The 13676-nt window shown below is 34.2% G+C and carries 10 protein-coding genes, 1 tRNA gene and 2 rRNA genes; 6 read left to right on the forward strand and 7 right to left on the reverse strand.

Annotated features, from left to right (window positions below; all coding sequences use genetic code 11):
• Positions 1–37: 37 nt before the first annotated feature.
• From ACJ6WR_RS20440 to rrf, 3 genes are all read left to right on the forward strand, one after another.
• A tRNA-Ala gene (locus tag ACJ6WR_RS20440) sits at positions 38–111 on the forward strand.
• Positions 112–285: 174 nt separating this feature from the next.
• A 23S ribosomal RNA gene (locus ACJ6WR_RS20445) occupies positions 286–3170 on the forward strand.
• Positions 3171–3337: 167 nt separating this feature from the next.
• Positions 3338–3447, forward strand: a 5S ribosomal RNA gene (gene rrf, locus ACJ6WR_RS20450).
• Between the two features lie 205 nt (positions 3448–3652).
• On the opposite strand, the gene ACJ6WR_RS20455 is transcribed toward rrf, so the two are convergent.
• Positions 3653–5926, reverse strand: coding sequence for a glycosyltransferase (locus tag ACJ6WR_RS20455; protein WP_409416319.1), 2274 nt, complete (start codon positions 5924–5926; stop codon positions 3653–3655).
• A 547-nt stretch (positions 5927–6473) separates the two neighbouring features.
• Between ACJ6WR_RS20455 and ACJ6WR_RS20460 the strand changes: the two genes are divergently transcribed.
• From ACJ6WR_RS20460 to ACJ6WR_RS20470, 3 genes are all read left to right on the forward strand, one after another.
• Positions 6474–6635: a DUF1328 family protein gene (locus ACJ6WR_RS20460; RefSeq protein ID WP_039115832.1), complete on the forward strand. Its 162-nt coding sequence runs from the start codon at positions 6474–6476 to the stop codon at positions 6633–6635.
• Positions 6636–6686: 51 nt separating this feature from the next.
• A complete protein-coding gene (locus ACJ6WR_RS20465) occupies positions 6687–7025 on the forward strand; it encodes a hypothetical protein (protein ID WP_039119281.1) in 339 nt (112 codons plus the stop codon).
• Between the two features lie 255 nt (positions 7026–7280).
• Positions 7281–8300, forward strand: coding sequence for a helix-turn-helix domain-containing protein (locus tag ACJ6WR_RS20470; protein WP_409416320.1), 1020 nt, complete (start codon positions 7281–7283; stop codon positions 8298–8300).
• Positions 8301–8356: 56 nt separating this feature from the next.
• On the opposite strand, the gene ACJ6WR_RS20475 is transcribed toward ACJ6WR_RS20470, so the two are convergent.
• From ACJ6WR_RS20475 to ACJ6WR_RS20500, 6 genes are all read right to left on the reverse strand, one after another.
• Positions 8357–8617, reverse strand: coding sequence for a SemiSWEET family sugar transporter (locus ACJ6WR_RS20475; protein ID WP_409416321.1), 261 nt, complete (start codon positions 8615–8617; stop codon positions 8357–8359).
• Between the two features lie 21 nt (positions 8618–8638).
• Positions 8639–9838 (reverse strand): NAD(P)/FAD-dependent oxidoreductase, encoded by a 1200-nt coding sequence (locus ACJ6WR_RS20480; protein ID WP_409416322.1) that lies wholly within the window; start codon positions 9836–9838, stop codon positions 8639–8641.
• Between the two features lie 85 nt (positions 9839–9923).
• Positions 9924–10736 carry an MlaD family protein gene (locus ACJ6WR_RS20485; protein ID WP_039115824.1) on the reverse strand — a complete coding sequence of 271 codons (813 nt, stop codon included), beginning with the start codon at positions 10734–10736 and terminating at the stop codon, positions 9924–9926.
• 20 nt (positions 10737–10756) lie between these two features.
• Entirely contained in the window at positions 10757–11533 is a 777-nt protein-coding gene (locus ACJ6WR_RS20490; protein WP_409416323.1) for an ABC transporter ATP-binding protein, read from the reverse strand.
• Between the two features lies 1 nt (position 11534).
• Positions 11535–12296 carry an MlaE family ABC transporter permease gene (locus ACJ6WR_RS20495; RefSeq protein WP_039115822.1) on the reverse strand — a complete coding sequence of 254 codons (762 nt, stop codon included), beginning with the start codon at positions 12294–12296 and terminating at the stop codon, positions 11535–11537.
• A 686-nt stretch (positions 12297–12982) separates the two neighbouring features.
• Positions 12983–13507: a GNAT family N-acetyltransferase gene (locus tag ACJ6WR_RS20500; protein WP_409416324.1), complete on the reverse strand. Its 525-nt coding sequence runs from the start codon at positions 13505–13507 to the stop codon at positions 12983–12985.
• Between the last annotated feature and the right edge of the window lie 169 nt (positions 13508–13676).

Consider the following 13676-nt stretch of genomic DNA (forward strand, 5'->3'; position numbering starts at 1 on the left):
TCTAAAATCTGAATTCTACAATCTAAGATTGAAAAATGGGGGATTAGCTCAGCTGGCTAGAGCGCCTGCCTTGCACGCAGGAGGTCAACGGTTCGACTCCGTTATTCTCCACAAAAAGCTATAAGCCGTAGGCTATAAGCTTAATGCCTAAAGCGTAAAGCCTAAAGCATAATAAAGTTCATTGACATATTGAGATAAGAAAATAATAAAAAGTAGAAAGCATTTTTTATTGAAAGTAGTGATACAGACGATAAAGAAAACGGTCTTGATTTATCAAGACTGGTACAATAAGCAAAATAAGGGCGTATGGGGGATGCCTTGGCTCTCAGAGGCGATGAAAGGCGTGATAAGCTGCGAAAAGTTACGGGGATCGGCACACACGAATTGATCCGTAAATACCTGAATGGGGCAACCCACTATGTTGAAGACATAGTACACCGATAGGTGGGCAAACCCGCTGAACTGAAACATCTAAGTAGGCGGAGGAGAAGAAAACAAAAGTGATTCCGTAAGTAGTGGCGAGCGAACGCGGATTAGCCCAAACCAATGTTGTTACGGCAATGTTGGGGTTGTAGGACCACGACATTTCTTGCACAAAGAATTAGAATCTACTGGAAAGTAGAACCATAGAGGGTGATAGTCCCGTATAGGTAATGAGTGTAAAGGATAGTGGTATCCTGAGTAGGGCGGGGCACGTGAAACCCTGTCTGAATTTGGCGGGACCATCCGCTAAGGCTAAATACTCCTGAGAGACCGATAGTGAACCAGTACCGTGAGGGAAAGGTGAAAAGAACCGTGAATAACGGAGTGAAATAGATCCTGAAACCATACGCTTACAAGCGGTCGGAGCCCTTTCGTGGGGTGACGGCGTGCCTTTTGCATAATGAGCCTACGAGTTAACGTTGCTGGCAAGGATAAGTGGTTAAGCCACGGATCCGTAGCGAAAGCGAGTCTGAATAGGGCGCTTTAGTCAGTAGTGTTAGACGCGAAACCGTGTGATCTACCCATGGGCAGGTTGAAGCTGTGGTAACACACAGTGGAGGACCGAACCGGTTGACGTTGAAAAGTCTTCGGATGACCTGTGGGTAGGGGTGAAAGGCCAATCAAACTCGGAAATAGCTCGTACTCCCCGAAATGCATTTAGGTGCAGCGTTGTGCATAAAGTTATATAGAGGTAGAGCTACTGATTGGATGCGGGGGCTTCACCGCCTACCAATTCCTGACAAACTCCGAATGCTATATAATGTTTCACAACAGTGAGGGCTTGGGTGCTAAGGTCCAAGTCCGAGAGGGAAAGAACCCAGACCATCAGCTAAGGTCCCCAAATATATGTTAAGTTGAAAGAACGAGGTTTGTCTGCCCAGACAGCTAGGATGTTGGCTTGGAAGCAGCCATTCATTTAAAGAGTGCGTAACAGCTCACTAGTCGAGCGGACGAGCATGGATAATAATCGGGCATAAACATATTACCGAAGCTATGGATTTTAACGTAAGTTAAAGTGGTAGGGGAGCATTCTAACAGGGTTGAAGGTGCGTCGTAAGGCGTGCTGGACTGGTTAGAAAAGAAAATGTAGGCATAAGTAACGATAATGCGGGCGAGAAACCCGCACACCGAAAGACTAAGGTTTCCACAGCTATGCTAATCAGCTGTGGGTTAGTCGGGACCTAAGGCGAACCCGAAAGGGACAGTCGATGGACCACGGGTTAATATTCCCGTACTACTTATTACTGTGATGGGGTGACGGAGTGATGAAAGCGCCGCGAACTGACGGAATAGTTCGTTGAAGTACCTACCTATAAGCTGCGCAGGCAAATCCACGCGGCTTGGGGAAATACGATAGTACTCGGAGACTTCGGTCAAAGAGATAGTGCGCCTAAGGGCTTCCAAGAAAAACCTCTAAACTTCAGGTAATAAGTACCCGTACCGCAAACCGACACAGGTAGTCGAGGAGAGAATCCTAAGGTGCTCGAGAGATTCATGGCTAAGGAATTAGGCAAAATAGACCTGTAACTTCGGGAGAAAGGTCGCCAGCAGCAATGCTGGCCGCAGTGAAGAGGTCCAGGCGACTGTTTATCAAAAACACAGGGCTCTGCAAAATCGTAAGATGAAGTATAGGGCCTGACACCTGCCCGGTGCTGGAAGGTTAAGAGGAGATGTTATCTTCGGAGAAGCATTGAATTGAAGCCCCAGTAAACGGCGGCCGTAACTATAACGGTCCTAAGGTAGCGAAATTCCTTGTCGGGTAAGTTCCGACCTGCACGAATGGTGTAACGATCTGGACACTGTCTCAGCCATGAGCTCGGTGAAATTGTAGTAGCGGTGAAGATGCCGCTTACCCGCAGTGGGACGAAAAGACCCTGTGCACCTTTACTATAGCTTAGTATTGACCTTGGATAAATGATGTGTAGGATAGGTTGGAGACTGTGAAGTGGCGTCGCTAGGCGTTGTGGAGTCATTGTTGAAATACAACCCTTTGTTTATCTGAGGCCTAACCCCGCGCTTGCGGGGGACATTGCTTGGTGGGTAGTTTGACTGGGGTGGTCGCCTCCAAAAGAGTAACGGAGGCTTCTAAAGGTTCCCTCAGTACGCTTGGTAACCGTGCGTAGAGTGCAATGGCATAAGGGAGCTTGACTGAGAGACATACAGGTCGATCAGGTACGAAAGTAGAGCATAGTGATCCGGTGGTTCCGCATGGAAGGGCCATCGCTCAAAGGATAAAAGGTACGCCGGGGATAACAGGCTGATCTCCCCCAAGAGCTCATATCGACGGGGGGGTTTGGCACCTCGATGTCGGCTCGTCACATCCTGGGGCTGGAGAAGGTCCCAAGGGTTGGGCTGTTCGCCCATTAAAGTGGCACGCGAGCTGGGTTCAGAACGTCGTGAGACAGTTCGGTCTCTATCTACTGTGGGCGCAAGAAATTTGAGTGGATCTGATTCTAGTACGAGAGGACCGAATTGGACAAACCTCTAGTGTATCTGTTGTTCCGCCAGGAGCACCGCAGAGTAGCTACGTTTGGAAGGGATAAGCGCTGAAAGCATATAAGCGCGAAACCCACCACAAGATGAGATTTCTTTTAAGGATCGTGGGAGATGACCACGTTGATAGGCTATAGATGTAAAGGCAGTAATGTCATAGTCGAGTAGTACTAATAATCCGTAAGCTTATGTACGCTTTTCCAGCCCCCTAACCCCCGAAGGGGGAACAAAGGGGCTGGGAGAAACTTTCTAAAAAATACTTTTTTCTTTATCTCAGTGTGTTAAGATATTGTTTAATTGATAATTAACAATTTATAATTGATAATTAATAATTAAAAGTTACCTCAAGTAACAACGACCTTAAGGTGGTTATTGCGGCGGGGCTCACCTCTTCCCATCCCGAACAGAGTAGTTAAGCCCGCCTGCGCAGATGGTACTGCAGTTATGTGGGAGAGTATGTCGTCGCCTTTCTTTTGAATCCTCATCAAGTAATTGATGAGGATTTTTTTTGTGCCTTACTTTTTAAGAAGCAAAAAGATTTTACCGCAAAGTACACAAAGAAAAAAAACGCAAAGGATCGCAAAGCTATTTATTAAACTTTGCGACTCTTTGCGTAATCCTTTGCGCTCTTTGCGGTTAAATTATTATTCTTAGCAACTTCGAGAGATACTGTAATCTAAATTGATTTATATGCTAAGTTTTCTTTTGTGCTCTCCAGCTTTATAATCTTACTATTAGAAACAATATTATTCTCCATGAGTAAACGTGCAGTTAAATAACAAATCGTAGACTCAGCACCTTGATTTAGATTTACATTTTCTTTTTCTAAACCATCATAACAACCGCCAGTAATTGGATCGTACATAATTTGGTTTAAATGATTCTGACCCAAGAACCAATTAAAGGCCATCTTCATGGATTTTTTGTAAAAAGGATCTTTAAAAGTTTTATAGAATAGGTCTAATGTCTGTATAGTATACGAAACATCTATAGGTTGCTCGCCATATTGGTAGGGTATCGACCCTTTATGATGCCATCCATTATTAGAAATGACTTTAAATTCTCCATTTATGAACATTTTGGGTAATAAAAAATCAAAAGATTCAATTGCAATCTTCTTATATAGTAACCTATCCGTTGCTAAGTAAGCATATAGCATCGATTCAGATAATATACTATTGGCATAAGTAAGATAATTTTCAAACCAATTCCAATTTTTGGTTGCATGATCATTATAATTCTTAGAAAGTCTATCAGCTAGTTTATCTATTATTTCGATAATGCGTGGTGTAGGTTCAACGGAGTTGTATAGAAACAATCCTTTGATTATAAAACCAATTGATCTAGGTGAAGTAACTGTTTCTGTCCAATCTAATGCTTTAAAAATACATTTAGATGCTTTGTTTAGCGTAGAAGGAGGTATAAGTATCGATTTTAATGAAATTAGCATTCCTAAAGCCCAAATTGCTCTTGCATTTGAATCTTCCAGATTTACAGTATCATTTTTAGGATCTACATTATTAAATTCATCTACATAATTTATAAAATTACCTTCAGGTTGTTGGCATCTTTCAATAAAATTAAGATAAGTATTGATATAATAAATATCATTGATATCTTCTTTAAGTTGGTAATGTAAACACATAGAAATTAATGCTCTCGCATTATCATCGAGTGTATAACCAGAAGTAATATCAGGCTCAGAGATTTTACTAAATTGTATCATTCTTAGCGATGTAGTCATATTTTTTTGATGATCCATTTTTATTGCTGGATACGTAAATTTAACTTCTATAGGCTCTTTTATAATCTTCTGGTAGGTAATCATATGCTTGATTGCTACATTCTCCCAGGAAGTTTTTCTGGTTTTTTCGAATGCATTTAAAGCCATAGATTCTCGCAATCCAGAATCAGAAAGAAGTTTTATAGTCGCATTTGCAAATTGTTCCGAGTTTTGAATGTCTACCAAAATACCGGTATCAGGAGAGAGTACTTCTATAGTATGAGGTATCTTAGTTGCTACAATAGGACAAGAACAGCTCATAGCATACGAAAAAGTACCACTTACAGCCTGATTTGGGTCTTTTGATGTAAAAAGATAGATATCGGTTGCTTTTAAATAATTTAAAAGTTCCTTAACTTCTAAATATTGATTAACAAAAAGGACGTTGTTTTTTAAGTTCAAATCATCTACAATAGATTCTAAATGATTGCGGTATTCATCTACATTATTAATAATATTATTGGGATGAGTTTTCCCAAGAATCAGATACAATACAGTAGGGAATTGTTTTACAATTTTCGGAAGTGCTTTTAATCCTGTCTCAATATTTTTACCTTCACCTAATAATCCAAAAGTGGAAAGTATTATTCTATCTTCAAAATTAAATTTTTGCTTTGCTTTTGATGTATTTTCATATTCTACGATATGTGTACCATGATGAACACAAACAATATTTTCTTTATTTATTCCATAATCTTCAACGAGAATTTTTTTAGATTGATTTGTCATTACAAAAAACGAATCAGAATATGATGCTAATAACTTAACAAAGCTTCTTAATTCTTCGTTTGGATTTGGAATAACGCTATGAAAAGTAAAAGTTATAGCCTTTTTACTTGCATTTAAGAAGTCGATTAGGAAATTACCATATTCTCCGCCAAACAATCCAAATTCATGCTGAATATGGATTAATTTTACAGCATCGTCTTTGTTTATTTCAAGCGCTACCTTCTTATATTCATCTCTATTTTTAGTATTTAAAATATATCCCGATTTAGTATTTGGATTTATTTTATCGGTCAATTCACATATTTCACAGGCAATACTTTTTCCATATACTTTATTTATCGCATTAATACTGTCTTCTGTATAGGTAGCAATACCACATTGTGTTGGCGGAAATGTAGAAAGGAATATTATTTTCGATTTTGTGTCTCTCGTTTTCATGGGCGTTAATTTTTAGTTCTTGTAATAAATCATTTTATGTTTATTATTCTACTATAACTTTATTATCGACAACATGTACTAGATGTATTATGGGGCTTATAAGTTATTCTATTCTAGTTTTATATCTAGTAACCGTTTTGTAACAAATCTTGAATTTATAAAATTAGTATTGTAGAATTACATAGATTAACTCAATCGATTATTTGATTGACTCATTTATGTTTATTCGTTAAAATGGAAGATTTGGTTGAAATTTAAAGTTTAAAACCGCAAAACAGATAAAATTGCTTTTATCAAATGTAAGGATAAATAGCTAGTAAAAATGAATTAAAAACGATGTAATTGGCTTGTTTTTAGATAATTACGAATTGTTTAAAATACTAGATTTAAAAAAGACATAATTTATTTTTTTAAGTATTTATAAGGTTAATGTTTAATTGAGGTAATATTTTTTGTGTTTGAGTTAATTCAATTCTTTAAGAAAAGAGAAATTTGTAATAACTAGAAGGTCATTATGAGCTTATTTACTAACTAAAAATATATCATTATGCTACGTTGGACAGTCATTTTTATAATTCTTGCAATTATTGCCGGAATTTTTGGTTTTGGTGGTATTGCTGCTGGAGCCGCAAGTATAGCCAAAGTGCTATTCTTTATCTTCATTGTATTGTTTGTAATTTCATTGGTTACAGGAAGAAGAAAAGTATAAATTAAAAGATGATAGAAAATTGTATTTATCTCTTTAAAAAAATTATTAATTATGAAAATAGAATATGCAAAACACGAAACGGATTATATTAAAGAGTATCAAGAAAAAGGATATACATCTAACTATCTTTTCGAAAATGGGTATTTAATTGATACAGAAACAAAATACTCCTATAAACCAGAGGAGATATTTATTGTAGCGCAACATCGATATGAAGGTATGAGTAATCCCGATGATATGTCTATTTTGTACATAATTGAAACTGCCGACTCAGTAAAAGGAACATTTTTACTGGGCTATGGTCCCACTAGTGATTTAGATGCCTCTGAATTTTTTAAGGATATTCCGGAGATTAATTGTTCAGATAAAGAAAGTATAAATAATCCATAACTATTTTTTATTTGATTGGGGGATCAATAAAATTATTTTGCTTAAAAAGTCTTGTCATTATAATGATAAGACTTTTTTTTGTGTTTTGTGTTGATATCTAGTTAATTATGAAACTTAATGTCGAAATTCTATAACAATATTCTTGTTTATAATGCGAAATTTGAAAGTATCAAGAACGAACTAAAACAGATTTAGAGCATCTGTTTTTTTAGAACATTCAAAAGAATTAAGAATTATTTTAAAAAATTATTAAAAATGAAAAATATATATCTAAAAGCCGGAAAAGCACAAGATGTTTTTAATGAATTAAAAGAAAGTCTTAAAGGTACTTTGACCTTGAATAATGAAGAATATAATTTAGCACTAGAATCAGATTTTGTAAAAGGTAATATCGAAGGAATAACATTTCAGGAAGGGATGGCGTACATGCAATTTGATCTTGTTTTTTCTGATGATGTAATGTTGAGTATGGAATCTTTTAAGACATCCCCGATTTTATTTGCTTATTGTTCCGAAGGTGCTCTTAAGCATAGTTTTGGAGAGAATGGAGATAAAAAGAGTCTTAAGAAATATAATTCAGGAGTACTAAAAAGTTCCTCTAGTATTAATAGTATTTTATACTTTGAAAAAAATATTCCGATTAAATTTTCTATAATAGGAGTTGGTATTAGTGTATCTACTAATGGACATAATGATGATTTAATAAATAAGCTAAAAAATACATTTTTAAATAAGAAAGAAAATTACTTAGATATTAGATTCCAAAATTTTAAGATTGCCGAAAAAATTGAAGAGTTTAATGCTATAACCCAAACAGGAATTGTTCGGAGTTTGCTAAAAAAAGGAATTTTGCAAATTATTTTGGCAATGGAAATCGAGCAGCATACTGATAGTTTTGCTAAGATATCTCAAGCTATAACTTGTCTTACATTAAAACAAATTGATGAAATCAAAAGGATTTCAAATTTCATTATAAATTTTCCTGCAGAGGAATTTACTATTAAGTTTTTAACTCAAAAAACAGGATTATCACCAAATAAATTGCAAGAAGGATTTAAGCTCGTGCATAATCGAACGGTGAATGATTTTATAACTTTTATGAGAATAGAAAAAGCAGAAAATTTAATTAGAACATCAGACTTAAATATCTCTGAGATTGTATATTCTATAGGTTTTACAAGCAGAAGTTATTTCTCTAAAATATTCAAACAAAAGTACAACTGTAGTCCTAAAGAATATAAATACAACCAGAACTCGATAGCTAAAACAGCCTAATATATTTATTGGTTTATTAAGGAAAGAAGCAGCTTTTATAAAGCTGTTTTTTTTGTTTATTCTTTTTCGTATTTACTAATAAAGTAGATCATCAATAAATTAAGAAATAAAGAAATACTATTTGTTATCATTATCGGATAATCTTTTTTAAGAAAACCATAAACGACCCATAAAAAAATACCCAGCGTTAGCGTACTAAACATCGTTAAAGAAACATTTTTCACCTTTTTAGATTTCCATACTTTTATAATTTGCGGAATAACAGCTACGGTTACGCATATTCCTGCTACAAGTCCTATGATATTAGTAGTTTCCATAACATTGTTTTAGGAATTTAATTATCTATTAAACTTATAAAATTTTAAATCAGGATGTTGAGAATCGTTTAGTGATGCTATAATAGAATTCATTGCCATGACACTAAAAGTAATGCCGTTACCACCAAATCCTAAAACATAATGCTCGTTTTTTTTAGGATTGGGTTTGCCAAAATAGGGTAGAGCATCTTGAGTTTCTCCAAATGTACCAGCCCAGGAATAATCAAGTTTATAATTTATATCAGGAAAACATTTCTCGAATTGTTTTAAAAGATAGGTTTCTTTTCGGTGTAATAATTTATCTCGTTTTTCGGCATTATGAAATTCTTCATCGCCACCGCCCATAATAATTCTATTATCGGAAGTTCCTCGAAAATATAAATAAGGTTCAGATGTGTTCCAATAAATAGCATTTTTAAAAGGGTTAGGAATTTCTATAAAACTTTCTGATGTTAATGCATAAGTACTTTTTAAATCTACAACTTTTTCAGTAAGGGTTTCAGTACTTTCATAACCAGTACAATGTATAATATCTTCAGTAGTAATTGTAAATCCATTTTCTGTTACAGCAATGATCTTTCCTTTCAGATATTTAAATTCAGTAATATTAGTGCGGTCAAAGATTAGCATTCCTTTTTGTTTACAATATTTCAGAAGGTCATGTGCCAGTTTATACGGATCCATTATTGCTCCAGATTCTGATTCTATGGCAGCACAAGCATTTAAACCTTGTTTTTTTAAATCAGTTTCTTCAAGCCACTTTACTTTAAAACCATTCTCTTTTCGGGCTTTAAATTCTCTTTGTAAAAACGGAATGTCTTTTTTTAATGAACAAAAATAAATACTCTTTTTAAACTCAAATTGACAATCACTTTTTATTGTATCGATAATTTTCTTGAGATCAAAGATTGCTTTTTCGCAATTCTTATAACTTGAAACGGCACATTCGAAGCCTCTTTTTTCTATTAATTCATGCAAAGAAATATCAATTTCATATTGTAATAGCGCTGTGCTTGCGGCCGTACTACCGTTACAGATATCTCGTTTGTCTACAAGAACTACTTTCTTACCTTCGGAGATTAGTTTATAAGCTATTAAAGCTCCGGTAATTCCTCCGCCTATAATTAAAACAGGCGTAGTAATGTCTGCATCCAACGATGGATAACTTGTGTCCATAGCATTTTTTATAGGCCAAAAAGTTTCGGTTGAACGTAGTTTCATAATTGTATCTTTTCGATAATCATTTGATTACTGTTTTTAGAACAAGTAATTATATTAGAAGTTAAAGTAGAAGTATTTTTATATATTATTTTTTTGTGTTTTCTTTTGTAGCTTCTTCTTTTTTCTCGTTCTCCTTTTCTTTTTCTTTTTCTTTCTCTTTTTTCTCCTTCTCTAGTTTTTCATGTTCTTCCTTTGCTTTTTTATCAGCTTCTTCTTGTTCCTTTTCTTTCTCTTTTTCCTGTTTTTTGTAATATCCTCTAAACAAGAAATTACTTTTGGCAGCTTCCATGTTCTGACTAAACCCTTGTGTACCATTTTCTAGATTGGTAATTGTTTTGGTCAGTGTATTTGCAAGTTTAGGATCAGTCATTAATCTAGATAATGCACCGTTCCCATTATTCATATTATGGGTGAAAATGGCAAGTTCTTCGGATATTACACCTGCGTTGTCCACACTTTTCTTTACACTTTTCATGATATCATCCATTTCGATGGCATCTATAGAAGCAATTTTGCCATTATTAGCAATGATTCTATTAGATTTGTTTCCCGGAGATATGGTAAGAACTTTGTCACCCATCAATCCTTCAGAGCCAATGCTAGCTCTGGCATCAGTCTTTATAAATTGCTTGACCTCTTCTTTTATAACCAGTTTTACAACTACCGAAGAATCGTTTATCAATTGTATTTCTTCGACAGTACCAATGTTAATTCCTGAGAAACGTACATTGTTTCCGACTTGTAAACCACTTACGGTTTTAAAAGTTGATGTTATATGAAATGTTGAACCAAATAGATTTTGTTGTTTTCCGATAAAGTAAATAGTTACCATAAAAAGGATTAAGCCTATTGTTACAAACATTCCTAGTTTCCATTTATATCCAGATTCCTTATTCATAATTTCGTTTTATTAAATGTTTATATAAAGAATGATCTTACCCATTCGTCTTCACTTTTTTCTAATTCTTCGTATTTCCCTTCAGCATGTATTACACCATCTTTTAAAATCATAACTCTATCTGCAGTTAGTTTGGCACAAGACATATCATGGGTAATAATTATCGAGGTTGTTTTACGCTTTTTCTTAATTTCTAATATTAATTCACTTATTTCTTTAGATGTAATTGTATCCAATCCCGTGGTAGGCTCGTCATATAGAATAATTTCGGGTTTTAGTATTAATGTTCGGGCAAGACCAATTCGTTTTCGCATACCGCCGGATAATTCCGAAGGCATTTTATCTACAGCATCGGCCAGACCAACACTTTCGAGAACATCCATAACTTCAGTTTCTATTTCCTGAGGGGATAATTCCTTGTTATGTCTTTTTAATGTAAATTCTAAATTCTCTCTTACCGACATCGAATCATATAAAGCCCCACTTTGAAAAAGAAATCCAATTTTGACTCTTATCTTATTGAGTTCAGTTTTTCCTAATCCAATTATTTCTTCGCCTAAAACACTTATATTTCCTTTCTCAGGAATTACCAATCCTACAATACATTTTATAGTTATAGATTTTCCTTCGCCAGACCTTCCTAATATCACTAAGTCTTCGCCTTTATTTACAGTTAGATTTACTCCTTTTAAAACATCGTTATCGCCAAAAGATTTATGCAAATCTTTAATCTCAATTACAGGAGTTTTTTTATTGGGAGCAACTGTTTGTACTATATTTTCTTGTTCAGATTTCATATTAAAAGAATAAATCAGTGATTTGTACTGCGAGCATATCTATGATAAAAATGGTAAGCGATGCTGTAACTACTGCTGAGTTTGCAGCTTTACCAACACTTTCGGTACCGTTTGCGGCATTAAAACCTTTGTAACAGCCAATCATTCCTATAAAAAAACCAAAGAAAAAAGTTTTTATAGTGGCGGGAAAAATGTCTATAAAGTCTAGGGATTCAAAAACCTGCGACATATAGCGATAAGCATTTACATCGCTGTGAATTGTAATTCCTGCATAGCCGCCCAAAATTCCTATTGCATCGGCAAAAATTACCAATATAGGAACCATTAAAGTTGTGGCTAAAATGCGGGTTACAACCAAGTATTTGAACGGATTTATGGCTGCTACTTCCATAGCATCTATTTGCTCTGTTACCTTCATCGAACCTAGTTCGGCACCAATTCCGGATGAAATTTTTCCTGCGCAAATTAATGCAGTAATTACTGGAGCAATTTCTCGAATTAATGATAATGCAACCATACCTGGTAACCAGGATTCTGCGCCAAAAGTGGCTAATGTAGGTCTTGTTTGCAATGTAAGCACTAATCCCATTATAAAGCCTGTTATCGCTACCAACGGAAGAGATTTATAGCCAATAAGATAACATTGCCTAAAGAATTCTTTGGTTTCGTATGGAGGAATAAAAACTTCCTTGAAAAACTTTTTGGTAAAAAGTGTTACATCACCAATATCTGTAAAAGTGTCTTTTAAGTAGAAAAGTGGCATAGTATATTTTTAGTTGTTGAAAAATCATTTTATAATCGTAATGCGTATTAAAAAAATGGAAAAATTCTTAGTCTGTAAAAAAATACTTAACTAAAGGTAATTTATATTTTCTTGAAAAACACTATGATTTTACAAATCAGGGTGTTTTAAATTATTGATTTGTAAAATGTTATGTTTGTTATTGTAATGATAAAGGTCAGTATTTTACATACAATTTTCATTATATAACTTTAAATAAAGATTATATAATTCGCATCGATTAAGCAATAATGATGTAAATAGGTATTGTAAAAAGTAAAAAAAGAATAATAAATCCGATAAACTAAAGATTTATTGGCTTTCGCCAAAGAAGAAATATAAGTTTTGATACACTACGCTTAAATGTACTTACATAACTTATATATTGACTTTTCTTAAACCATATAAGTGATTTAAGAAAGTAGAATATTATTACACTATAAAGGAAAAATAAGTTTTATTGGAGTAAGCTTAAATGTATTTACATCATTTATATGTTTATTTTTTCTTAAACCATATAAGCCATTTAAGGAATTATAAGTTTTATTAGATTACGCTTAAATGTACTTACATGACTTATATGTTTCGTTTTTCTTAAATTATATAAGTGATTTAAGAGAGTAGAAGTTTTAAAGTGTCTTATTTAAAGGAACATATCTATTTTTTGTTTAGAACAATAATCTAAAACCAAAAACAGGAAGTTCACCTTGCATAAAATCCAAATCTTCAGATCTTTTAAAACCCAATCGTTCATACATTTTCCAAGCAGTTTGCATTGCTTTGGTCGAATGGATAATTAGCTGATGTTGTTTTTTACCTTTAGCTTTCTGGATGCAATCATTTATTAATAGTTTACCAATTCCTTGATCCCTTGTCATAGGATCTACTGCTAATAATCGGAAACCAGAGGTGTTTTTTTCTTTGGTAGCAATTCCGCCAGAACCATAATATTGCATATCGCCAAAATAAACTACGCCACCAACTATTTTGTTATCAAAAGAAACAGCAACCAAAAGTTCTGTTTCGGGATTAGTAGTTAAATCACCAATATTGGCAAGCATCTTATAATAATTGGGTTGCTCAGATTCTTTAGGGAAACCTTCTAATTGCGAATAAACCAGAACCATCAATTTTCCGATTTCCTCAAATTCATTTGCATTAGCATTTCGGATGGTATATTCTTGGTTATTCATAATCTAATATGGTTTGTTAATATTGAAGAAGTAAATATATAGTTTTTAATTCTTTGTCAATGTACGCGGATTAAAACTGATTTTTAAAATTAATAGATGAAGTCGTGAATATTTTAGACTTAAGAAATTAACCGCAAAGGGCGCAATGGTTTACGCAGAGGTCGCAATC

Origin of the sequence: Flavobacterium sp. PS2 (assembly GCF_046250155.1) — a bacterium.
Taxonomy (GTDB): domain Bacteria; phylum Bacteroidota; class Bacteroidia; order Flavobacteriales; family Flavobacteriaceae; genus Flavobacterium.